The 23,022-nt window shown below is 71.2% G+C and carries 20 protein-coding genes and 3 pseudogenes; 14 read left to right on the plus strand and 9 right to left on the minus strand.

The window, feature by feature from the left end:
• Positions 1 to 160 precede the first annotated feature (160 nt).
• Together DY245_RS17475 and DY245_RS17480 are read left to right on the plus strand one after the other, a co-directional pair.
• Complete coding sequence (locus DY245_RS17475) at positions 161 to 1,750, plus strand: MFS transporter (RefSeq protein ID WP_128508187.1); 1,590 nt, start codon at positions 161 to 163, stop codon at positions 1,748 to 1,750.
• A gap of 170 nt (positions 1,751 to 1,920) precedes the next feature.
• Positions 1,921 to 2,875, plus strand: a pseudogene (locus DY245_RS17480) (LysR family transcriptional regulator).
• Here the strand turns inward: DY245_RS17480 and DY245_RS17485 are convergent.
• Entirely contained in the window at positions 2,865 to 3,791 is a 927-nt protein-coding gene (locus DY245_RS17485; RefSeq protein ID WP_128508188.1) for a MerR family transcriptional regulator, read from the minus strand. The pseudogene DY245_RS17480 and the gene DY245_RS17485 sit on opposite strands and share 11 nt — an antisense overlap.
• A gap of 290 nt (positions 3,792 to 4,081) precedes the next feature.
• Between DY245_RS17485 and DY245_RS17490 the strand changes: the two genes are divergently transcribed.
• From DY245_RS17490 to mltG, 5 genes are all read left to right on the plus strand, one after another.
• Positions 4,082 to 4,396 (plus strand): SAV_915 family protein, encoded by a 315-nt coding sequence (locus tag DY245_RS17490; RefSeq protein ID WP_128508189.1) that lies wholly within the window; start codon positions 4,082 to 4,084, stop codon positions 4,394 to 4,396.
• Between the two features lie 16 nt (positions 4,397 to 4,412).
• A complete protein-coding gene (lysA, locus tag DY245_RS17495) occupies positions 4,413 to 5,816 on the plus strand; it encodes a diaminopimelate decarboxylase (RefSeq protein ID WP_244943101.1) in 1,404 nt (467 codons plus the stop codon).
• A 177-nt stretch (positions 5,817 to 5,993) separates the two neighbouring features.
• Complete coding sequence (locus DY245_RS17500; protein WP_128508190.1) at positions 5,994 to 6,704, plus strand: FadR/GntR family transcriptional regulator; 711 nt, start codon at positions 5,994 to 5,996, stop codon at positions 6,702 to 6,704.
• A gap of 83 nt (positions 6,705 to 6,787) precedes the next feature.
• Complete coding sequence (locus DY245_RS17505; RefSeq protein WP_128508191.1) at positions 6,788 to 8,116, plus strand: CynX/NimT family MFS transporter; 1,329 nt, start codon at positions 6,788 to 6,790, stop codon at positions 8,114 to 8,116.
• 218 nt (positions 8,117 to 8,334) lie between these two features.
• Positions 8,335 to 9,090 carry an endolytic transglycosylase MltG gene (gene mltG / locus DY245_RS17510; protein ID WP_425329403.1) on the plus strand — a complete coding sequence of 252 codons (756 nt, stop codon included), beginning with the start codon at positions 8,335 to 8,337 and terminating at the stop codon, positions 9,088 to 9,090.
• A gap of 35 nt (positions 9,091 to 9,125) precedes the next feature.
• Here the strand turns inward: mltG and DY245_RS17515 are convergent, their stop codons facing one another.
• The 4 genes from DY245_RS17515 to DY245_RS17530 all read right to left on the minus strand — a co-directional run bounded on the left by DY245_RS17515 (position 9,126) and on the right by DY245_RS17530 (position 12,842).
• Positions 9,126 to 9,845: an ABC transporter permease subunit gene (locus DY245_RS17515; protein WP_128508257.1), complete on the minus strand. Its 720-nt coding sequence runs from the start codon at positions 9,843 to 9,845 to the stop codon at positions 9,126 to 9,128.
• Between the two features lie 79 nt (positions 9,846 to 9,924).
• On the minus strand, positions 9,925 to 10,836 hold the full coding sequence (locus tag DY245_RS17520; RefSeq protein WP_128508193.1) for an ABC transporter ATP-binding protein: 912 nt from the start codon (positions 10,834 to 10,836) through the stop codon (positions 9,925 to 9,927).
• Positions 10,837 to 10,885: 49 nt separating this feature from the next.
• A complete protein-coding gene (locus DY245_RS17525; protein WP_128508194.1) occupies positions 10,886 to 11,797 on the minus strand; it encodes an ABC transporter permease in 912 nt (303 codons plus the stop codon).
• A complete protein-coding gene (locus DY245_RS17530) occupies positions 11,787 to 12,842 on the minus strand; it encodes an ABC transporter ATP-binding protein (protein WP_128508258.1) in 1,056 nt (351 codons plus the stop codon). The genes DY245_RS17525 and DY245_RS17530 overlap by 11 nt, the downstream gene beginning before the upstream one ends.
• Before the next feature lie 207 nt (positions 12,843 to 13,049).
• On the opposite strand from DY245_RS17530, the gene DY245_RS45255 reads away from it, so the two are divergent.
• From DY245_RS45255 to DY245_RS48290, 5 genes and pseudogenes are all read left to right on the plus strand, one after another.
• Positions 13,050 to 13,472, plus strand: a 423-nt coding sequence (locus DY245_RS45255; RefSeq protein ID WP_220377900.1) for a M24 family metallopeptidase, incomplete at its 3' end; no start/stop codon positions are given.
• A 1-nt stretch (position 13,473) separates the two neighbouring features.
• A pseudogene (locus DY245_RS46370) lies at positions 13,474 to 13,965 on the plus strand (M24 family metallopeptidase); the annotation flags it as partial.
• A gap of 242 nt (positions 13,966 to 14,207) precedes the next feature.
• Positions 14,208 to 15,938: an SDR family oxidoreductase gene (locus DY245_RS17545; protein WP_128508197.1), complete on the plus strand. Its 1,731-nt coding sequence runs from the start codon at positions 14,208 to 14,210 to the stop codon at positions 15,936 to 15,938.
• 124 nt (positions 15,939 to 16,062) lie between these two features.
• Positions 16,063 to 16,712: pseudogene (locus tag DY245_RS17550) on the plus strand (metal-dependent hydrolase).
• Positions 16,713 to 16,741: 29 nt separating this feature from the next.
• Positions 16,742 to 17,923, plus strand: coding sequence for a MerR family transcriptional regulator (locus DY245_RS48290; RefSeq protein WP_128508198.1), 1,182 nt, complete (start codon positions 16,742 to 16,744; stop codon positions 17,921 to 17,923).
• A gap of 167 nt (positions 17,924 to 18,090) precedes the next feature.
• Here the strand turns inward: DY245_RS48290 and DY245_RS17560 are convergent, their stop codons facing one another.
• Together DY245_RS17560 and DY245_RS17565 are read right to left on the minus strand one after the other, a co-directional pair.
• The gene (locus DY245_RS17560) at positions 18,091 to 19,440 is read right to left on the minus strand and encodes a carotenoid oxygenase family protein (RefSeq protein ID WP_128508199.1); all 1,350 of its coding nucleotides are present in this window, start codon (positions 19,438 to 19,440) and stop codon (positions 18,091 to 18,093) included.
• Positions 19,437 to 20,027 carry a DUF3159 domain-containing protein gene (locus DY245_RS17565; RefSeq protein WP_128508200.1) on the minus strand — a complete coding sequence of 197 codons (591 nt, stop codon included), beginning with the start codon at positions 20,025 to 20,027 and terminating at the stop codon, positions 19,437 to 19,439. Before DY245_RS17565 ends, DY245_RS17560 begins: the two co-directional genes overlap by 4 nt.
• Before the next feature lie 129 nt (positions 20,028 to 20,156).
• Here DY245_RS17565 and DY245_RS17570 point away from each other — a divergent pair, with 129 nt between their 5' ends.
• A complete protein-coding gene (locus DY245_RS17570) occupies positions 20,157 to 20,741 on the plus strand; it encodes a PadR family transcriptional regulator (protein ID WP_128508201.1) in 585 nt (194 codons plus the stop codon).
• Positions 20,742 to 20,801: 60 nt separating this feature from the next.
• Positions 20,802 to 21,344 (plus strand): RNA 2'-phosphotransferase, encoded by a 543-nt coding sequence (locus DY245_RS17575; protein WP_128508202.1) that lies wholly within the window; start codon positions 20,802 to 20,804, stop codon positions 21,342 to 21,344.
• Between the two features lie 31 nt (positions 21,345 to 21,375).
• On the opposite strand, the gene pspAB is transcribed toward DY245_RS17575, so the two are convergent.
• Positions 21,376 to 21,939 carry a PspA-associated protein PspAB gene (pspAB, locus tag DY245_RS17580; RefSeq protein WP_128508203.1) on the minus strand — a complete coding sequence of 188 codons (564 nt, stop codon included), beginning with the start codon at positions 21,937 to 21,939 and terminating at the stop codon, positions 21,376 to 21,378.
• Positions 21,940 to 21,999: 60 nt separating this feature from the next.
• Complete coding sequence (gene htpX / locus DY245_RS17585; protein WP_128508204.1) at positions 22,000 to 22,899, minus strand: zinc metalloprotease HtpX; 900 nt, start codon at positions 22,897 to 22,899, stop codon at positions 22,000 to 22,002.
• Positions 22,900 to 23,022 lie beyond the last annotated feature (123 nt).

Raw genomic sequence — 23,022 nt, forward strand, 5'->3', positions numbered from 1 at the left:
GATTGCGCCGCCGGGAGCGAGGTGGCTGGGACCGCAACCGGTGTGGCCCGCACGGTGGCGTCGGCGTGCCGCGTCGTCGGAACACGCCATGACGCAGCACCAGAACCGGTCGTCGGCACATCGGCGACACGGGTCGGCAGCACGAGTGGAGGACGCAATCATGCACAGCGCACCCGAGCGGGGGACCGCGGTGGCCGGCCGGATGCCGGACGCGGGCGGGGAGCCTGAAGGACCTGAAGGAAGGGCCACCGGACCGGCGGCGGGACCGGCGGGGAAGTGGTGGCCATTGGCCGCCATCACCCTCGGCAATTTCCTGCTGCTGGTCGATGTGACGATCGTGAACACCGCGCTGCCCCGGATAGCCGACGGCCTGGGCGCCTCCTTCACCTCGCTCCAGTGGGTGATGGACATCTACGCGCTGGCGCTGGCCGCGCTGCTGATGGTCGCCGGCTCGGCGGCGGACCTCTTCGGGCGGCGCCGGCTGTACGTGGCGGGGCTGACGCTGTTCGCGCTCGCCTCGCTGGCCTGTGGTCTGGCCCCGGACGCAGGCATCCTGGTCGCGGCCCGCGCGGTCCAGGGCGTGGGCGCGGCCGCGATGTTCGCCACCAACACCCCGCTGCTGATGGCCGCTTACCAGGGCCGGGACCGCGGTGTCGCGTTCGGCGTCTGGGGCGGTACCAGCGGTGCCGCGGCCGCCATCGGCCCCGTATTGGGCGGCCTGCTCACCGAGTATCTGGACTGGCGGGCGATCTTTCTGGTCAATCTGCCGCTGACCGCCTTCGCGGTGTGGATCACGCTGCGCCGGGTCCATGAGTCGTACGGTGACCTCCCCCGCCCTCGGACGGACTCGGTCGGGGGGAGCCCCCTCGCCCGGATCGACTGGCCGGGTGCCGCGTCCTTCACGGCGTGCGCGGGCGCGCTGACATACGGGCTGATGCGCGGCGGCGAGCAGGGCTGGACGGAGTCCGGGACGCTCGCCTCGCTGGTGGGCGCGGCGCTCGCGCTGCTGGTGTTCCTCGCCGTCGAGCGGCGGGTGCGCCGGCCGCTGCTCGACCTGGGGCTGCTGCGCCGGCCGTCGTTCGCGGCGCTGATGGCGGCGGCGCTGCTGTTGCAGGCCGCGGCGTTCCCGTATCTGACGTTCGTGGGGCTGTGGGTGCAGAACATCCTGGGCCTGAGCCCGGTGCAGGCGGGCCTGGCGGTGACGCCGATGGCGCTGATGTCCCTGCTGGTCGGCGCGCTGGGCGGCCGGGCGCTCCAGCGGATGGCACCCCAACTCCCGGTCGGTGTCGGCCTGTTGCTGACGGGGGCGGGTGTGCTGCTGTCGTATGCGCTGCTCGACGACGGCTCGGGCTGGGCGGTGCTGGTCCCCGGGCTCGCGGTGAGCGGGCTCGGCATCGGGATGGCGATGCCGGTCCTGGTCTCGGCGGCGCTCGGCGCGGCGCCACCGCAGCGGGCGGGCATGGCGAGCGGCGCCGTGAACACCTTCCGCCAGCTGGGCTACGCACTGGGCATCACGATCCTCGGCACCGTCTTCACCACCGCCCTGCACGGCCTGCGGCCCGGCGCCTCCCGTAGGGCCGTCGGCGCCGCCTATGTCTCCGGGCTGACGGACATCATGCTGCTCTCGGGGATGGCGGCGGTGGCCGGCGGGCTGCTGGTCCTGGCGGTGGTACGGCAGGGGGCGGCGGGAGACGGCGGCGGGCGGGATGCGGCCGGCGTGGAGGGCGTGGCCCGTTCCGGGGGTGCGTAACCGGATCGCGGGCGGCGGGTCGGCACCCGGAACCGTACGGCCGTACGCGGTTCCGGGTTGCCGCCCTGGGCCCTGCGACGATCTTCGCGGCACCCCACACCCAAGTCAATCCTCGGATTTCCTACCAAATCCCTTAGCTATAGCTTGGGTTGGCGCGCTACCGTACGCCGGTGACCCTCGATGACCTGCGCGCCTTCGTGGCCGTGTGCGAGGCGGGCAATCTCAGCGCCGTCGCCCGCGACCTCGGATGCACCCAGTCGGCCGTCAGCCAGCGCATCAAACGCCTCGAACGCGCCGCGGGCATCGTCCTGTTGGAGCGCCGGCCGCGCGGTGTGGCACCGACCCAGGCCGGCCGGATCCTGCACCGTGCGGCCGCCGACGGCCTCAGCGGGCTGGAACTGGCGCTGCGCCGGCTGGCCGATCTGCGCGCCGGCGACGGCGGCACGGTCCGGGTGACGACGGGCGCGACGACCGTACGGCACTTCATGTCCGATGCGGTGGTCGCCTTCCGCGCCCGCCATCCGCACGTCAACCTGGAGTTCCAGACCGAGAGTTCCAGCCGCCGCTGCTTCGAGGCGGTCGCGGACGGCAGCTCCGAACTGGCCTGGATCACCATCGGCCCGCCGGTACGCGGCATCGAGCAGCATCCGGTGATCGGCCTGCCGTGGGTGCTCGCCGTCCGCGCCGATGACCCGCTCGCCGCACGGGAGCGGATCGAGCCCGAGGAGCTGGCCGGCATCCGGCACATCCGGCTGCCGGAGAACTCCACCTCCCGCATGCGCCTCGACGGACACCTCAGCCACCGGGACTCCGGCCCGGTCCCGCCCCCGAGCACCACCAGCGTCGCCGACTGGTCCCCCACGCCTTAAGGGCGCGGGAGGTGCCCCCATCGCGCTGCTGCTGGCCGAACTCGGCGTCGGCCCGGCCGTCGTCCCCCGGCTGCCGGGGCTGCGGACCACCGCCCACCCGGCCCTGCGGCTGGTGCCGATCGCCGCGCTGCCCCCGTTGGCCACGGGCTGGGCGGTACGCCAGTGGGCGGCGCTGAGCCCGGCGGCGGTGGCGTTCGCGGAGACGGTCAATGCGTGCCTGGACGGCGAGGAGACCGTGCCCGGCGTCAGGCCCTGACCACCGGCTCCTGGATCTCGGTGATCCACTTCTCCTGATCCGGCGGGCACTCCAGATACAGCTCACGGGCGTACCCGGCGGAGCGGTAGCCGTTGGCGTCGATCCAGCGCGCGAGGTTCTGGGCGGTCGGCAGAATCCGGCTCATCGGACCGTGGTGCACCACCGTGGCGGCGCAGTCGAGGCCGGGAAGGGTGACGACGTCGAAGCCGAGGCCCGTGGGGGTGGGGGTGCCGGAACGGCCGGAGCCGCCGTCCGTCTTGGCGCCGGCTTTCGCCAGGGCCTCCGGGGTGACCACCATGCCCGCGTGGACGACCACGGCGTCGCTGCCGCCGTCGCTCGTGCTTCCTGTGTTTCCTGTGTTTCCTGTGCTCTCCTCCGGTGCGTCCTCGTAGTACGCCAGCCCCGGCCCCGCGGGGGTCACCCCCGCCGCCGCCAGCCGCCGGCACAGCTCGTCGTAGAGCGGCTGGATGACGGGGCCGATGTCCTCGGGGCCGTAACTGGCCGCGATGCCGCTCAGCTCCGCGAGCAGGACCGTTTCGGTGCGCTTGACCACCACATCGTCGGCAGACATGCGTCCCTCACTCTCGATCGTCCGGAGCCTCGCCTCGACCTGCGCCAGCCGCGCACCGGCCGCCGTCAGCGCCGCTTCCAGCTCCGCCTGCCGCAACCGCAGCATGCCGCGCAGTTCCGGCACGCTCACCTGCTCGTCCAGGATCGCCCCCACCTGCTGGAGGCTGAATCCGAGATCCTTGAGCGCGATGATGCGGTTCAGTCGGGCGAGCTGGGCCGCTTCGTAGAAGCGGTAGCCGCTGACAGGGTCGGTACGGGCCGGGCGCAGCAGCCCGATCGCGTCGTAATGGCGCAGCATGCGGGCCGACACACGGCCGTACCGGGCGAAGTCTCCGATGGTGAACATGACGCCTTCCAGTGGAGTGCTTTCCACAGTGTCAAGGTCAAGCGCGGCGGTCCACACACGAGGAACCCGACCGCGGCCGGACCGGCCGGGCCGCGCCCCGGCGTCACCACCGCCGCACAATCGGCCACCGGACGGCAGCATCGCGTCAAGTAGCGTCCAGAAACCGTCAATGACGCGTCAGCGACCGGCGGAGTGCCCCGTTCCCCGGGCATAGCGTCAGAGCGCGAGCCCCGGCGTACGCGTCATTCACCGGTCCGGGGCCGCCGATGTCCCGTTCGAGGAGCAACGCCGTGTCCCACCATCTCTACGCGGAAGATCCCGAGCCTGCCGATCGAGTCCCGGCCGGGCTTTTGTTCGTCCCCGTCCGGTCGGGCCCCGCGGGCTGCACGGCCCGCCTGTTCCGCACTCCGCTCGGCGGCCGTACCGCCGTCGGCTTCACCTCACCACAGCGGCTCGCCGCGGCCCTCGGCTGCGGCCAGCCCTGGGTCAGGCTCTCCGAGCCCGCGCTGCGTGCGCTGGCCGAACCCGTGGGAGCGACCGTTCTGACCGTCGATCCCCGGCTCGCCCCCGAAGTTTCCCGTAGGCACCACCTACAGGCCGTCTGAGGGAGGGGCAACCACCATGAGCCACAGCACTCTGCCCCAGACCCGGACCACCCACGGGGCCGCTGCCCCGCCGCCGGCCACCACCGTGGCGCCACCGTCCCGCACCGCCGCCGCGCGGCCGGGCGAACCACCGTCCATCTGGCCCGCGTCCGCGGCACCCCTGGGCCACGACGACCTCGCCGTGGGCGGGGTCCCGCTCACCGAGCTGGCCGACCGCTTCGGCACCCCCGCCTACGTCCTGGACGAGGACGAGGTACGCCACCGCTGCCGCGCCTATCTGCGGGCCTTCCCCGACACCGACGTCTTCTACGCGGCCAAGGCGTTCCTGTGCCGCGCCATGGTGCACTGGGTGCAGGAGGAGGGCCTGGGCCTGGACGTCTGCTCCGCCGGCGAGCTGGAGCTGGCCGTCACCACCGGCTTTCCGCCCGAGCGGATCGTGCTGCACGGCAACGCCAAGAGCCCGGCCGACCTACGGGCCGCGCTCCGGCTCGGCGTCGGACGGATCGTCATCGACAGCACCTCGGAGATTGCCCGGCTGGCCGCCGCTGTCCCGGCGGGCAGCCGGCAGAAGGTGCTGATCAGAGTCGTGCCCGGGATCGCCGCGGGCGGCCACGCCAAGATCCGTACCGGGACCGACGACCAGAAGTTCGGGCTGTCGATCGCCGACGGTTCCGCGCAGCACGCCATCGCCCGGGTGCTCAGCCAGCCCCGCCTCGAACTGGTCGGCCTGCACTGCCACTTGGGCTCACAGATCACCACCGCCAAGCCGTATCTGTCGGCCGTGCGACGGCTGGTCGGCCTGCTGGCCCGGATCCATGAGCAGCACGGCATCACGCTGCCGGAGCTGGACCTCGGCGGCGGCCATGGCGTTGCCTACCGCCCCGGCGAGCCCGCGCTGGACATCGCCTCCCTCGGCGCCAAGATCCGCGCCGAACTGGCGGGCGGCTGTGCGGCGGCCGGCCTGCCGGTGCCACGGCTCGCCGTCGAACCCGGCCGCGCCATCGCGGGTCCGGCCGGTGTCGTGCTCTACCGGGTGCTGTCCGTCAAGCGCACCGGCGCGCACACGTTCGTTGCGGTGGACGGCGGGATGAGCGACAACCCGCGGCCCGCGCTGTACGGGGTGCGCTATGCGCCCCGGCTGGTCGGCCGCAGCTCGGCCGCCGCGCCGGAACCGGTCACCGTCGTCGGCCGGCACTGCGAGGCCGGCGATGTGCTCGCCGCCGACGCCCAGCTGCCCGGCGACATCCGCCCCGGCGATCTGCTGGCCGTCCCGGTCGCCGGCGCGTACCACCTCTCCATGGCCTCCGGCTACAACCTCGTCGGCCGCCCGCCGGTCATCGCGGTCACCCAGGGGCAGGCCCGCCTTCTCGTACGGCGGGAATCGCTGGCGGATATCCAGGAGCGGGATATCGGGTTGTAAGGGGTTGGTGAGGAGCTCAGAGGCCCCTCGGCGGCCTCTGAGCTCCTCGGCCCAGTTCCGTGCATGGTGCATCCATGTTGTAGGATGACTGGGCAACCGGGCAGATCGTACGCATCGACACTGCACAGCAGGTGCATACGTCGGCACGGCGGTATCGACACAGGCAGGACGGCGGACATGGCGCTGCGCGCAGCGGGACGGCAATCACTCGTGGACACCGTCGTCGACGCCCTGCGGTCCCAACTGACCGCCGGTGAATGGACGGTCGGGTCCCGGATCCCCACCGAGCATGCCCTGGCCGAACAGCTCCAGGTCGGCCGTAACACCGTCCGCGAGGCGATCCGGGTACTCGTCCACGCCGGAATGCTGCGCACGCGTCAGGGCGAGGGCACCTTCGTGGTCTCCACGGCGGACCCGGGCGACATCATGCGTGGCGTCCAACGGGCCGGTATCCGCGACGTCCTGGAACTGCGGATCGCCCTGGAGGCGGAGGCCGCCCGGCTGGCCGCGCTGCGGCACCGGCCCGCCGACCTGGCACGGATGCGGGCGGCTCTGGACGCCCAGGCCGAGCTGGCGGACGCGGAGGGAGCGCCCGACTCCGGCAGCCTGGAGCTCTACGCCGATCACGACATCGCCTTCCACAAGGCCGTCGTCGAGGCCGCGCACAACACCGCGCTCACGGCGACCTACGGCTGGTTCAGCAGTTCGGTGCGGGAGGCCCTGGTCAGCGCGCTCGACGACCATGCGATGCCGAAGATCGTGCACGGCGATCACCGCGCCGTCCTGGACGCGATCGCGGCGGGCGACCCCGAGGCCGCGGAGCGGGCCACCCGCGAACTGCTGGAGAAGCCGAAACGGGCGGTGGAGGCCCTGCTGGCCGCCCGCTGAGCGGCCGACCCACGGTTTTGGGCTAGCCCCCGCCCTCCCCCCAACCTCCTTGTAACCACGCACCCTTGACGAGGTACGCACGCATGTCTGCGCCCAGCTCCGAAGCACCCTTGGTCGACGCCGAGGAGGATCTGGTCGCGGCGCCACCGGTCGCCACGGCCCGCCGCCGGCTACGGGCCCACCCCGCCCTGGTCCTGGCCGGGATCGTGCTCGCGGCGCTCAACATGCGGGCGGCGCTGGCCGGGGTCTCGCCGCTGCTCAGTGAGATCGGCGCGCACTTCCACCTGGCCGCGACCGCCAGCAGCCTGGTGACGACCATCCCGCTGATCTTCATGGGCCTGGGCTCGATCGTCGCGCCGAAGCTGGCCCGCCGCTGGGGCACCGAGGCGGTGCTGTGCGGGGCGCTGGTGGCGCTGTGCGGCGGGATCGTGCTGCGGATCGCGCCGCCGGTCGTCGCGCTGTTCGCCGGATGTGCGGTGGTCGGCGCCTCGATAGCCCTGCTGAACGTGTTGATGCCGGGCCTGATCAAGCGGGACTTCCCGGATCGGGCCGCCGGCATGACGGCCCTGTACTCGACCGCGATGATCCTTGGTGCGACGGTCTCGGCCGCCTCCGCGGTCCCGCTGGAGAACGCGCTCGGCGGCTGGCAGGGTTCGCTGGTCTCCTGGTCGCTGCTGGCCGCCGTCGCCGCGGTCGTCTGGATCCCCCAGACGCTCATGGCCCGCCGGGGCACACCGCACGGCGCCGCCGCAGCCACGCCCGTCCACACCGTCGCGAACGGTCCGCGGCTGAGCCGTTCCCCGCTGGCCTGGCAGGTCACGCTCTTCATGGGCTCGCAGTCCCTGATCGCGTACGTGGTCATCGCCTGGATGCCGACGATCTTCACCGACCACGGCATGGGCAAGGGCGAGGCGGGGCTGGTCTTCGCCTTCAGCACGCTGGTGCAGATGGTCGGTTCGTTCGTGGTGCCGATGCTCGCGGGACGGATGCGACGTCAGCGGCTGCTGGGGGTGGCGGTCTCCGCGCTGATGGCCTGCGGCGTCACCGGTCTGCTGGTGGCACCGGTGGCCGGCGCCTGGCTGTGGGCCGCGCTCCTCGGCGTCGGACAGGGCGGCGCGCTGGGCCTGGCCCTGACGATGATGGTCCTGCGCTCCGGCGACGCCCACACCGCCGCCCGCCTCTCCGGCATGGCCCAGACCGGCGGCTACCTTCTCGCCGCCGCCGGTCCCCTGGTCCTGGGCGCCGTCCACCAGGCCACGCAGGGCTGGACCGTCCCCCTCGTGCTGCTGCTCGCCGTCTGCGCAGGTCTCGCCCTGCTGGGCACGGGCGCGGGGCGCGATCGGCGGATCGGGGACAGGGGTGGGGACGGGGGCTCGGGCGGGGGCTCGTGCCGGGGCGAGGGGAAGGCGTAGCGCGGAAAAGCTGGGGCCGGCCCGTCGTCCGCGTCCCGGTGACGCCGCAGGTGGGCACCGCATGACGGCTTGGTGAACGATCTCCGTCGTCGGCACCGATCCGGGGGTAGCCGTCCCACCGCCCTGGGGTCGTGGCCTACCGTGCCCTCATGAGCGATGTTCAGCGCACCGTTCGCCGGTCAGGACCGCGGCCCTCCCGCGCCGGCCGGCTCATTCTCGTGGCCGTGTTGTGTCTCTTGGTGTTCCTCGCCGTGCTGCTCCTGCCGCGGTTGCTGCGCGGGCCGGGGCACGGGGAGAAGCTGACCGTGCCGGAGGGGCAGCGGGCCACGCAGATCTACGCCGCCGCCGACAAGGCCCTGCATCTGCCGAAGGGCTCCACCGCGAAGGCCGCCAGGACCGCGCATCTCACGCTGCCGGACGAGGCGAAGGGCAATCCGGAGGGCTATCTCTTCCCGGCGACATATCCGATCAGCTCGGACACCACCCCGGCCTCGCTGCTCTCCTACATGGTCAAAACCGCCAATCAGCGGCTCGCCGACGACGGCATCGCCTCCTACCGGACGGTCGTGATCGCCAGCATCGTGCAGGCCGAGGCGGACCGGCCGGCCGATATGGGCAAGGTCGCCCGGGTCATCGACAACCGGCTCGCGCGGAACATGCCGCTGCAGATGGATTCGACGATCAACTACGCGCTGGGCCGCAGCACGCTCAACACCAGCCACGCCGACACCAGGACCAACAGCCCGTACAACACCTACAAGCGCCAGGGCCTGCCGCCCACCCCGATCGACAACCCCGGGGCGGACGCGCTGAAGGCGGCCGGCGCGCCGCCCGCCGGCGACTGGCTCTACTTCGTCACCGTCAAACCGGGCGACACCCGCTTCACCGCCGACTACCAGGAGCATCTGCGGAACGTCAGCGAGTTCAACGCGCTGCAGAAAAACGGCGGCAGTGGCGGCGGGGGCGGCGCTTAGGCGACGGGGCGGGGCCCCGCCGCCCGGCCGGGGCCTTACTCCTCGCCCGCCAGGGTGAGCGCCTTCAGCCGGCGGCCGGCGTACCAGGTGGCGGCGACCGTGAGGGCCACCAACAGGCCGATGGCGAGCGGCAGTTGGACGTCGGAGATGATCGCACCCTCCGCGGCCGCCTTCTGGCCGACCGCCAGCGCCCACTGCTGGATGCTGAGGGTCTTCGCGCCCGGGACGAGGGTGCCGACGAGCGCCTCCCAGACCAGGGCGTAGACCAGGCCGAACACCACGGCGTGCCGGGTGATCGTGCCGAAGAGGAGGAAGAGGGCGCTGTAGGCGACCGAGGCGACGGCCGCCGCCACGGCGTACCCCACTGCTATCTGCTGGCTGTTGCCGTTGAGCAGGAAGCCGGCGAGCAGAACGGGGACGGCGGAGAAGGCGACCGTGACGCCTATCGCGACCAGGAGTTTGGTGAGGATGATCGTCGGCCGGGGCACCGGCTTGGCCAGCAGATAGACCACCGAGCCGTCGTCGATCTCCGGTCCGATCGCGCCCGTACCGGCGATGACGCCGATCAGCGGCACCATCGTGCCCAGCGCGAAGCCGCCCAGGATGCCGCCGGCGGTGGAATCGTCGGCGCCGGCGATCATGCGGACGGCCAGCGCGATGATCACCAGGAGGGCGGGCAGCGCGAAGAGGATCAGGGCCCGCCGGCGGCCGAGCAGGGCGCGGTAGGTGAGCCGGGCGACGGTCGGGTGGAACAGCGAGACCTTGGGCGCGCCGGCGGGCGCGGGCGGGGCCGTCGGAGTGGTCGTGGACATGCGTCAGGGCTCCTTTCTGGCCTCAGGCCGCTACGAGGTAGGAGAAGACGGATTCCAGCGACTCGTCGGAGGGCGAGACCGTCAGAAGGCGGATGCCGTGGTCGCGGGCGACCCGCGGCAGGAGTTCGGTGAAGCGGCCGAAGTCGACCGCCTGGATGCGCAGCGCGCCCTCGGCGAGGTCGACCTCGATACCGGACGTCGAAGGGTCGGCGATCAGCGCACCGGCCAGCGCCCGGTCGTTGTCGGACCGGACGAGATAGCGGTGCGGGCGGTCGGTCATCAGCCGGCGGATCTTACGGAAGTCACCGGACGCGGCATGCCGGCCGGCCACCACCACCTCGATGTGCGAGGCGAGTTGCTCGACCTCCTCCAGGATGTGCGAGGAGAACAGGACCGTACGGCCCTGGTCGCCCATCCGTCGCAGCAGCTCCATCAGCTGCATCCGCTGGCGCGGGTCCATCCCGTTGAACGGCTCGTCGAGCAGCAGCACGGACGGGTCGTGGACCAGCGCGGACGCCATCTTCACGCGCTGCCGCATGCCCTTGCTGTACGTCGAGATCTTGCGGTCCTGGGCGTACTCCATCTCGACGGTGGCCAGCGCCCTGGCCGCTTCCGCCCGGCCGAGGCCGTGCAACTCGGCGTTGGCGACGACGAATTCCCGCCCGGTGAGGAAGTCGTACATCCCCTCGCGCTCCGGGACGATGCCGATGTGGCGGTAGATGCCGGCGTTGCGCCAGATGGTCGTCCCGTCGAGGGTCACGGTGCCGTTGGAGGGCGCCAGGAACCCGCCCATCATGTTGATGAGGGTGGACTTGCCGGCGCCGTTGGGGCCGAGCAGCCCGGTCACGCCGGGGGCGATGGTCATCGTGATGTCGTTGACGGCGACGACATTGCCGAACCAGCGCGAGACATGGTCGATACGAAGAGTACTCATGGGCGCAGCCCATTCCTTTGACGGGTGGTGGCGGGCGACGGGCGGGCGGTCACAGCCCGGCCTTCCGGTAGCGGCGCATCAGCAGGGCATAGCAGCCGGCGATGACGGTCAGCGTGACGAGGAGATAGACGAATCCGGCACCGGTCGTCGGCGCCAGGCCGTTGGGGAAGGAGCTGATGCCACCCAGGAAGGTCGACTGCACCCCGTCGATGAGCGTGATGGGGGAGAACAGTCCCAGCCAGCCGACGGCGGACTCGCTGCCCTGGACGAAGGCGATGCCCTGGACGGCGCTGACGGCGCCGTACGGAATGGTGAGTACGGCGATCACGGCGGCGACACCGAAGCCGCGGCGCGGTGTGAGCGCGGAGACGACCAGGCCTATCCCGGCGAACAGCAGCGAGAGCAGCACCACGGCGACCAGTCCCTGCGCCAGCCCCTTGGTCTGGTCGACGAAGTCCAGCTTCGCCAGCAGCGCCCCTACGTAGAGGACCAGCAGCGGGGCGGCGGTGAGGATGAACAGGGCGCTCGCCATGGCCGCGAACTTCGATGCCACATAGTCGCCGCGCTCGATGGGGCGGGAGAAATACAGCGGTATGGACTTGAAGCGCAGATCGCGGGAGACGGACTGCGGTGCCTGCGCGGCCAGAAAGAGGCCGATGACGGCCTGGAGGTAGATGGCGTAGCGGGTGTAGCCGACCGGGAGGCTGCCGGCCTTGGTGAACACCGTCACCGCGACCATGATCGCGGCGGGCAGGCACATCACCGCGAAGAGCAGCATCGGCAGCACCTTGCTCTTGGCCGAACGGCCCAGGCCGTAGGCGCCGCGCAGGCTCTGCGAGAAGAGTGACCGGCGGGCATAGGCGCGGCCCAGGCGGGGGCCGTCGTAGTGGCGGTAGCCGATGTTGTGGATATAGGCGCCACCTGGTGTGGCGGATACGGAGGTCGTGGGCTCAGGCGACATCGTGGGCGCCTCCGTCCTGGGTGGCGTACGGGGCGCTCGGGGCGCCTGCGGTGGCGGGGCCGGCGTGCGCCGTGTCCTCGTCGCGGAAGACCTCGGCGATCTGGTGGCGGCGCTGTTCCATCCGGACCAGGCCGAGGCCGAGTCCGGCAACGGCGTCCCGCACCAGGTCGTAGGTCTCCTCACCGGCCGCCTCGACATACAGCAGGTGGCCGGGGGAGGCGAGGCCCTCGGAGCCGGCGGCGCCGGTGGTCACCGCGACACCGGCACCGGCCAGCGCGGCGCGCAGCGCTTCGGCGCCGTCCGGATGTGCGTCGGTGTCCGTGACCTCGACCGCCAGCGAGGTCGTGACCTGCGTGAACTCATCGGTGGAGGAGGAGCGCAGCAGCTTGCCGCCGTCGATGACGACGACATGGTCGCAGGTGCGCTCCAGCTCGCCGAGGAGGTGGGAGGTCACCAGGACCGAGATCCCGAAGTCGGTGTGGATGCGCCGGATCAGGCCGAGCATCTCGTCCCGCCCGGCCGGGTCGAGGCCGTTGGTGGGCTCGTCGAGGAACACCAACTGCGGGTCGTGAACCAGCGCCTGGGCCAGTTTCACGCGCTGCTTCATGCCCGTCGAATAGCCGCCGATGGGGCGGTAGCGCTCCTCGTAGAGGCCGACATGGCGCAGGGTGTCCGCGGTGCGCTCACGGGCGGCGGTCGGCGGCAGGCCGGACATCCGGGCCATGTGCACGACGAACTCGGTGGCCGAGACGTCCGGCGGCAGGCAGTCGTGCTCGGGCATATAGCCGACCCGCTCACGGATGGTGCCGCCGTCCTTGGTCACGTCCAGGCCGAGGACATGTGCGGTCCCTTCGGTGGCGGGGGCCAGTCCGAGAAGGATCTTGATCAGGGTGGACTTACCGGCGCCGTTGGCACCCACCAGGCCCGTTACGCCGGGGGCGATGTCAACGGAGAGCCGGTCCAAGGCGGTCACCCGCGGGTACCGCTTGCTCAGGCTTTCGGTCACGATCACAGTCACGTCATCGACGGTAGTGGCGCCCACCACATCGGTCGTCAACCCAAACGATGGGATGTGCCTCCCCCTGCGGGACTACGTGCCCGTAGGGGTCCTCCTGCTGTGAGCGGCCCCGGCATCGGGGTTGGGTCGCTTATGTACGCACCCCTTGACACAGCCGCCGGTCATTGTCACATTCATCAGTGTCAAGTTACGGGCACGTACCGCGATGAACTGCTCACGGACGGACGGTTGGCGATGGCCTCAGTCACCTCAGCGACCTCAGCAGGAGCCGGACTTACCGCCGGGCTAAGGGGGTTCAGAGAGGTCCAGCGGCTCGCCTATGCCTGCGCGGAAGCGGTGGCCGCCCAGCTCAAGCCCGGGGTCACCGAGCGCGCGGCGGCGCGGATGCAGCGTGAGTGGCTGCGCGAGCGCGGGGTGCGGGACTGGTTCCATCTGCCCTTCGCCTGGTTCGGCGACCGCACCGCCTTCGTCAACTTCCGCGTACCGCTGCAGTTCTTCCCCACCAACCGCGAGCTGGAACCGGGGATGGCCTTCATCCTCGACATGGCTCCGGTCCATCAGGGCTTCACGGCCGACATCGGCTACTCCGGCTGCCTCGGCCTCAACCCCGTGCACGACCGGCTGCTCGCCGACCTGGAGGCGCACCGGGAGCTGATCNCCCGTGCACGACCGGCTGCTCGCCGACCTGGAGGCGCACCGGGAGCTGATCCTGCGCGAGGTGCGCGAGCGACGTCCGCTGCGGGAGATCTACCAGGACGTCGACCGGCTGATGGTGCGGCAGGGGTACGCCAACCGCCACCGCGCCTACCCCTTCGGCGTCATCGCGCACAAGATCGACCGGGTCAAGGAGCGGCGCTGGTCCCCCACCCTCTTCGGGTTCGGCACCCAGTCCCTCAAGGGCCTCGCCTCCGATGCGCTGCACGGCCATCGTGACGGCTGGTCCCCGCTGTGGAGCCCGTACACCTTCTCCGACCACCCGCCGCAGCCGGGGCTGTGGGCGGTCGAACCCCACCTCGGGTTCCGGGGCACGGGCGCGAAGTTCGAGGAGATCCTGGTCGTCACGGACTCCAAGGACCCGCAGGAGAGCGCTTTTTGGCTGGACGACGATCTGCCGCATGTGCGGCGCTGGCAGGAGGAGAAGGCCGCGTGAACACGGGACGTGGACGGGGAAGCCGTAGTGGCGAGGGCGGTAGCGGTGGCGGTGGCCGGGGCGATGGCTGGGGCCGGGGCGATGGCCGTGGCGATAGCCGTGGGTCGGGTGCGGTTCGGGGGCGGGGGCGGCAGCCCGGGTCCGGGGCCGGATCCGCGGCCGGTTCCGCGGCCGGGGCCGGGGCCGGGGCCGGATCCGCGGCCGGGAGCGGTGCGGGGCTGGAGGGGGCTCGGGAACGCTGGGTGCGGACCGGTGGGATCGAACTGTGCGTCGCCGAGCTGGGGGATCCGGCGCAGCCCACGGTGATGCTGGTGCACGGCTATCCGGACAGCAAGGAGGTGTGGTCCGAGGTCGCCCGCGGCCTGGCCGGCCGCTTCCATGTGGTGCTCTACGACGTGCGGGGCTGCGGCCGGTCCACCGCCCCGCAGCCGCTGCGGGGCGGCTTCACCCTGGAGAAGCTGACGGACGACTTCCTGGCCGTCGCGGATGCCATCAGCCCTGATCGGCCGGTCCATCTGGTGGGCCATGACTGGGGCTCCGTACAGGCCTGGGAGTTCGCCACGGTGCCGCGTACGGAGGGCCGGATCGCCTCCTTCACCTCCATGTCGGGCCCGTCCCTGGACCACTTCGGCCACTGGATCAAGAAGCGGATGGCGCGCCCCACCCCCCAGCGCGCCGCCCAGCTCCTCAACCAGGGCGCCAAGTCCTGGTACGTCTACATGCTGCACACCCCCATGCTGCCCGAGCTGGCGTGGAAGGGCCCGCTCGGCAAGCGCTGGCCGCAGATCTTGCAACGGATGGAGAAGGTGCCGGGCGGCGACTATCCGACCGCTTCGCTGCCGACCGACGCGGCCCATGGCGCCTGGCTCTACCGCGACAATGTCCGCGCCCGGCTCCGCCGCCCGCGCGCCGACGCCTATGCGCACTGCCCGGTCCAGCTCATCACCCCCACCGGCGACGCCTTCCTCTCCCAGCGGCTCTACGACGACCTGGAGCAGTGGGCGCCCCAGCTGGTACGCCGCACCCTCCCGGCCAAGCACTGGGTGCCCCGCACCCGCCCCGACCAGCTCATCTCCTGGATCACCGAGTTCGTCGCCGCCAAGGAAGAGGGTGATCCGGCGAAGCAGGTCGTGGCGTCCGGCCCGCACGCCGATCGGTTCGGCGGACAGCTGGTACTGGTGACCGGCGCGGCCAGCGGCATCGGCCGGGCGACGGCGTTCGCCTTCGCGGAGGCCGGCGCGCGGATCATCGCCGTCGACCGCGACGCCGAGGGCGCGGCCCGGACCGCCGACATGTCCCGGCTGATCGGTGCACCACAGGCCTGGGCGGAGGTCGTCGATGTCTCGGACGAGGCGGCGATGGAGAAACTCGCCGACAAGGTCGACGCCGAGTACGGCACCGTCGACATCCTGGTGAACAACGCCGGCATCGGCCTGTCCGGCTCCTTCCTGCAGACCAGCACCGAGGACTGGAAGAAGGTCCTGGACGTCAATCTGTGGGGCGTCATCCACGGCTGCCGGATCTTCGGCAAGCGGATGGCGGACCGCGGACAGGGCGGCCATATCGTCAACACCGCCTCGGCCGCCGCCTTCCAGCCGTCCAAGATGCTGCCCGCGTACAGCACCTCCAAGGCGGCCGTCCTGATGCTCAGCGAGTGTCTGCGCGCCGAGCTGGCCGGCCAGGGCATCGGTGTCTCGGCCATCTGCCCCGGGCTGGTCAACACCAACATCACCACCACCGCCCGCTTCACCGGCGTCTCCGCCGGCGAGGAGAAGCGCCGCCAGGCCAAGGCCGCGCGGATGTACGGGATGCGCAACTACCCGCCGGAGAAGGTCGCCGACGCCATCCTGCGTGCGGTCGTCCGCAACCAGGCGGTGGTGCCTGTCACCCCCGAGGCGCGCGGTGCCCAGCTGATGTCCCGCTTCACCCCGCGAGCCCTGCGCGCCCTCGCCCGCATCGAGCCGCGGCTGTAGCACCGGGACGTCGCACCCATGCCCGCCGCCGTACGGCGTGCCCCGGGCCGGCCGGAGAGCGTCCGGCCGCCCCGGGACGCGTCCCCGCCGAGAACCGGAGCACTGCGCACCTCAGGAGCCGCGCATGGGTAGGTCACCGTCACACCTCCCGGCCCACCACCCGATCACACCCCGCCGGGTCTCGTTCGACTGGCGTGAGACGCCGCTGCCCTGGATACCGGACGAACCCACCGCCACCCACATCATCAATGTGCTGCATCTGCTGCTGCCGGCGGGCGAGCGATGGTTCGTCAAGGTCTTCAAGGAGGCTGGGTGCTGCACGCCGGGGGCCTCGACCGCGCCGAGCCCGATCCGGTCATGCTCGATCTGCTGCGCTGGCACGGCGCGGAAGAGGTCGAGCACCGCGCGGTCGCCTTCGACATGTACCAGCACGCCGGCGGCGAGGACCCCGCCCGCCATGTCCGGCGCATCCTGGGCATGGCCGTGACGGCCCCCGTCCTGCTCTACCTCTGGGCCTGGGGAACGGCCTATCTCCTCCGGCACGACCCGCAGCTCGCCGCCCGCTCCCGCTATGCGCTGCGCGAGCACAACCGCGCGGTCCGCAAGGGACTGCTGCCGACCTGGCGTGAGCTGGGAGCGGCGATACCGCGGTATCTGCGGCGGTCGTACCATCCCTCGCAGGAAGGGTCGCTGCGCACGGCCGTCGCCCATCTGGCGTCCTCCCCGGCCGCGCGGGCCGCGGCGGGCGCGGTGGGCCGCGCGGCAATCTCGTAGCGCGCGGCCAACTCGTGAGGAGCACCGCAGTGACCGAGCAGCCGCCGACGGCCGAATACCGCATCGAGGACCTGGCCCACATCAGCGGCGCCACGGTCCGCACCATCCGCGCCTACCAGGACCGCGGTTTGCTCCCCCGCCCGGAACGCCGCGGCCGGGCCAATGTCTACGGCGACGCCCATCTGGCGCGGCTGCGCCAGATCGCCGATCTGCTCGACCGCGGCTACACCCTCGCCAGCATCAAGGAACTCCTCGAGGCCTGGGACGCCGGTCTCGACCTCGGCGGAGTCCTTGGCCTGGTCGCCGAGATCGACGGGCCCTGGACGGACGAGGAGGCGTCCCGCATCAGCCGCGCGGACCTGGACGCCGCCTTCGGGGGCACCTCCCACGACGCGGCCGTGGCCGAGGCCGTCGACCTGGGCGTCCTGGAACGTGTCCCCGGCCGGGACGACGAGTTCCTCGTCCCCAGCCCGCAGGAGCTCGCCGTCGCCGCCGAACTGCACTCCGCCGGCGTCCCGCTCCTGGCGATCTCCGGTCATCTGCGGGAGGTGCGCAGCCAGGTCGAACACATCGCCTCCCGCTTCCTGGACTTCACCACCGAGCATGTCTTCCAGCCGTTCCTGGACCACCCGCCCACCGACGCCGAGGCCGCGGAGGCCGCAGCCCTCGTCCGCCGGCTGCGCCCCCTGGCCCAGCAGACCATCGACGCCGAACTCGCCCGCGCCATGCGCACCCTGGCCACCCGCTACCTCCGCCACCACCTGAGCGAGGCACTCCCGGGGGAGGCACGGGAGGCCGACGGGGCCGGCGGCGGAACCCTGTCGGCGGGCGAGGCCGAGCCCATGGCCGGTGGCCCCAGGGACGTTCCTCGGCCACGGTCAGCCCCCGGGCCGGTCGCGGACCCCCGTACCGCGACCGACTCGGCGACAGACTCCGCGGCGGTCTCAGAGACAGCCCCGCAGGCGGCCTCGGCGAGCGTCCCGCAGGCAGCCTCGGAGGCTGTGGTGCTCCCCTCCGACGCAGCCTCGGAGGCTGTGATGCTCCCCTCCGACGCCGTGGAGGCCGTGCGCGCCCTGGTAGGCGCGGAGAACACGGCCGCCTTTATCGCCGCCGCCGCACACCGGGAGGTGGCGGCCCGCACCATGGACGCCCTGGCCGCGGGCGGGCACGGAGCCCCCGGGGCCCACGGATCCGATGCCCCGGAGCGCTAACGCGCCGTCGTCCCCGGTCGTATCCACGCGCCGACTCTCGCCACTTCTCAGCTGTCTTCCCTCTGCAATTGTCAAAGATCAGGCGGTGCACGGTCCCCCCGCGCCCTCACGGCTTCCTCTGCCTCCTCGGCCCCTTAGGCCTTGCGCCTCCATGCCCTCCAGGTGCATCAACTCGACGGATCCGGCAGCCAGTTGCCGTGAAAGCCGTACGGCACACGCTGCGGGAGATGGACCGTGGCTACCGGGTCGGCGGATATGTCCTCCGCGTCGAGTACGACCAGATCGCTGGTGTCGGTGGTCGCGTCATAGACGTAGGTGATCAGCCAGCCGGGCCCTCCCGGACGGTCGTCCGCCGGGGCGAAGACCGCCTCGCCCGGAGTGCGCCCCGGACCGAAGTCATGCCGGACGACCGCGCCGGTCTGCAGGTCGTAGCGGAGCAGGGCGCCGGGTATCGGCCCGGTACCCGGCAGCTCGCCAGTCATCGCGTGGCCGAAGCGGGCCGGTTGCCCGGCGAGGCGGTCGTCCACCCGGGGGAACTCGCAGAACTGGTCGTCGAGTTGCTCCTCGGCGACCGTGCCGGAGGCGAGATCGATCGTCCAGCGCCAGAGGTGGGACGGGCTCATTCCGCCGTAGTCGGCGTAGCGGGATACATAGAGAACGATCCGCTGGTCGCCGTCGTCGTGGGCGTTGAGGGAGTGGAAGACATAGCAGGGGTCGATGGAGAACCAGCGGACCTCGCCGTGGGGATCGTCGCGGCGCAGCACGCCCAGTCGGGCGCCGTACTCCGGAGCCCAGCTGTACGGCATACCGCGGCGGCTGCGGTCGAAGACGACCGGGAGATCCATGAAGATGACATGGCCGGCGGTCAGATGGAAGTCATGCATCATCGTGTGCCCCGGGACATCGATGGGGCGACTGATCACCAACTCCCCTGCGGCGTCGGCCCGGTGATAGGTGAGGTAGGGCGGGGTGGGCCCGCCGTAGCCGAAGAAGTGCAGCTCACCGGTCGTGGGGCACGTTTTGGGGTGGGCGGTCATGGCGGTGGTGAGCCGGCCGCCGAAGTCATGGGCGCCGATGGTCTCCAGCTCATGGCCGGGGCGGCAGTCCACTTCATAGGGGAACGACGTCTCGACCAGTGCGAGGGTGCGGCCGGCATGCCGGACGATGTGGGTGTTGGCCACGCCCGCCGCCAGATTGCGGCGGCCCTGTGCGTCCACGGGGCGCACGCCGTCGGTGAAGGTGGAGGTGCGGACCCAGCGGTTGCGGTAGGAGACGGCTCGGCCGCCCTCCAGACGCAGGCCGTGGACCATTCCGTCGCCGAAGAACCAGTGCGGTGAGTCGGCGTCCCGCGGATTCGGGCCGTTGCGCAGGAACCAGCCGCTGAGCTCGGGCGGGATGACGCCCGTGACCGGGAGGTCGTAGGCGGTCAGCTCCTCCGTGACCGGTGCGAAGTTGCCGGCCATGTGCGGTGCGGGGGCGGTGGATTCGGATGCGGTGGTCGGGGGTGTGGTGGTCATGAGGCCAGGCCTCCTCGGGCGTCGGCCCGCACGCCGGACTCCTGCTGGAAGCGGGCACGGGCTCGCTCCGGATAGGCGGCGGTGAAGCGGATGGGAAGAACGAATCCGGCGATCTGGATGACGATCGAGAAGACCACGTTCAACTCATAGGCGGAGACGACTGCCTGAGCGATCGCGGTGAGGGTGAAGGACAGCGCCCACGCGGCCGTGAGCACGACGTTGATGCGGCGGAACAGAGGGGTGTGCCAGACCTCCGGCGGAGCCATCCGGCGCGCGATCGCCATCGTGAACGGCCGCTGCACGACGATCGACACCCAGGCGATGAGCGCCAGCCAGCCCATCGAGAGGGTGCTGCTGTAGAGCTTGATGCCGCTGTCGGGGCGGGCGAAGGCCAGCACGCTGAGGGCCGCGAAGAACACGATCGTGCCGTACTCCAGCAGGCGGTAGTCCAGTGAAAGGCCCGCGGCGCGGTCGGCGATGAGCAGCGCGACGGATATCGCCAGACCGGCGAGCGCACCCCACTGCCATCCGGCCGAGGACACCCCCGCGAAGACCAGCCACGGAATGAAGCCCCGCAGATAGTTCATGTTTCCCCCTCTTGGCACGCAGCCATACGACCGGAGCCTCGAAGCGCCCCGCCCACATTCCAACTTCGACATGTCGAAGATAGAAGCTCCATCTTTGACATGTCAAGAGTGGAAGGTAAAGTGCAGACCATGAGCCTGAGACATGCCGTGCTGGGCCTGTTGGCCGAATCCCCGGCGAGCGGCTACGACTTGATGAAGCTGTTCAACGCCACGCTCTCGAACGTCTGGCCGGCGACGCAGAGTCAGGTGTACGGCGAGCTCACCAAACTCACGACCGCGGGCCTGGTCGAGGTCGCCGCCCACGGCCCCCGCGGCCGCAAGGAGTACGCGATCACCGAGGACGGCCTGGCGGAGCTCCGCCGCTGGCTCACCGAGGTCGAACCCAGCGGCCCCCAGCGCCATGACGGCCTCCTGCGCGTCTTCTTCCTCGGCATCGTCACGCCGCTCGAAGCGCAGACGTTCCTGCTGCATCAGGCCGAGCGCGCCGCCCGCGCCCGCGCCGCGTACAAGCACATCGAAGAGACAGCTCACTGGGACGAGGAAATGATTTCGGTCTACGGGCGGATCGCGCTGGAGTACGGCCTGCGGATGTCGGCGACCCAGGAGGAATGGGCCCGCTGGGCGGCCGACGAGGTGACCAGCGCAAAGGCGAGAAAGGCGAGCGAGCTCGCGACAGCGCAGCACGAGGAAGGCCGGCAGCACGAAGGGGAGTGACCCCGTGCCCCGGGAAGGAATTCAGGTGCCGCCGGCCCCCTGGCGCGGCACTCTGGAGACATGAACGACCAGCGCTCCGTGCGCATCTCGAAGTATCTGGCGAAGCATTTGCGCCATGAACCGGAGCGGATCGGCATCACCCTCGACGCCCAGGGCTGGGTGTCCGTCGAGGAGCTCATAGCGGCGGCCGCGCACCATGGATTCCGTTTCTCCCGGGTGGAGTTGGAGGCGGTGGTCGCCGGCAACGACAAGCAGCGTTACGCCATCGAGGGCGACCGGATCCGCGCCAACCAGGGCCATTCCGTGCGCGTCGACCTCGATCTGCCGCCGGCCGTACCGCCCGCGTATCTCTTCCACGGCACGGTCGCCCGCAGCGTGGCCGCCATCCGGGACGAGGGGCTGCGGCCGATGTCGCGGCATGCCGTCCATCTCTCGCCCGACCGCGAGACCGCGACCCGGGTGGGTGCGCGGCGCGGCAAGCCCGTGGTCCTGACCGTCGATGCGGCCGCGATGCACCGGGCCGGGCATGTCTTCCGGGTCAGCGCCAACGGGGTCTGGCTCACCAACCGCGTACCGGCCCGGTTCCTCCGCTTTCCGGGCTGAGCCACCACCCCGTAGCCCCCTTGCCACCGGCTCAGAGCCCCGGTGCCCCCCACACCGGGAACCACCGCGCCAGGTCCTGCTCGATCGTCAGATCGTCCCCGAGCATCGCCCGCACCTGCAGTTCGAGCGGGTTGTCGCGCTTCTCCCCGTCGCCGTGCTTCGGCGCGAAGGGGTAGAACGTGCCGCGCTTGTAGAGGTAGACCAGCGCCAGCGACCGCTGCCGTTCATCGCGGAAGCCGACCAGCGAGCACAGCAGCTGGGGGCCGAACCCCGCCTCCTCCAAGGACGTATTGACCGCGTGCAGATCGTTGACCAGGCCCGCCACGTCCTCCGGGTCATGCCGTACGAGCAGCCACGTATAGCCGTACGCGTCCTGGGAGAACTCCACGGAACCGTCCAGCAGAGACCGCGCCTCCTCCTGGATGCGCGAGAACGCCCCGCCCTCGACGCTCGCGAAACACACCGACCCCAGGCCCGTCGGGGAAAAGCCGGCCGCGGCCTGGAGAGTCACCGCGGCGGACGGCAGCGCGAAGAGCTGGTCGAGATCGGGGCGTACCGGCTTGCTGCGGCCCAGGATGGCGTCCAGAAATCCCATGCGCGACTTCCTCCTTGCTCGTTACGGCACCTGCACCAGCCCCCTCCGCCGCCCCTCTCGTCACGGCCGCCCCAGCTCCGCAGCTATCCGCCCCAGCTGGTCGAGCCGCTGTTCCAGCGTCGGGTGCGAGGACAGCAGCCGGTTGAAGCTCTCCTTGTTGAATGCCGGGGCGAAGTAGAAGGCGTTGAACGGCTGGGCCTTGCGCAGATCTTCGGTCGGGATCCGCGCGATCTGGCCGGTGACCTTCGTCAGCGCGGCGGCCAGCGCCGACGGGCGGCCGGTCAGCAGCGCGGCGGCCCGGTCGGCGGACAGCTCGCGGTAACGGGACAGCAGCCGGGTCAGCAGGAAGCTGATCGCGTAGACGACCACGCTGACGGCGGTGACGATGAGCACGGCGATGGCCGCGTTCTGGTCCCGGTTGTTGCGGCCGACGCCGCTCCACAGGGCGGCCCGGGTGATGATCCCGGCAAGTACACCGAGGAACGACGCGATGGTCATCACCGCGACATCGCGGTGCGCGACATGCGAGAGCTCGTGGGCCAGCACGCCCTCCAGCTCCTCCGGCTCCAGCCGCCTGAGCAGCCCGGTCGTGGCGCACACCATCGAATTCTTCTGATTACGGCCGGTGGCGAACGCGTTCGGCACATCCGACTCGGCGATCGCGACCCTCGGCTTGGGCATATCGGCCAGCGCGCACAACCGGTCGACGGCGCCGTGCAGCTCCGGCGCCTGCTCCGGCGTGACCTCGCGCGCGCCCATGCTGAATGCCGCGATCCGGTCGCTGAACCAGAACTGCGCGACGAACAGGGCACCAGCGATCAGCAGCACCACCACCCAGGCGCCTTTGAGCAGCACCACCAGCACGCCGACGACCACAACGTACAGCAGTCCGATGAAGAACATCGTCGTGACCATGCGCGAGGTCAGCCCGCGGTCCGGGGCGAATCGGGTCTGTGCCATGGCTCCTCCACAAACGCCGCACTTCGCGCAGTGCGCCGACCCGCCGCGCGCCGTCTTCGCACCGCACGCCGCGCGCCCTGCACACTGCGCCGCTGTCCCGATTCTCCCTCTTCAGGTCTATAT

Origin of the sequence: Streptomyces inhibens (assembly GCF_003389455.1) — a bacterium.
GTDB classification, from domain to species: Bacteria; Actinomycetota; Actinomycetes; order Streptomycetales; family Streptomycetaceae; genus Streptomyces; species Streptomyces inhibens.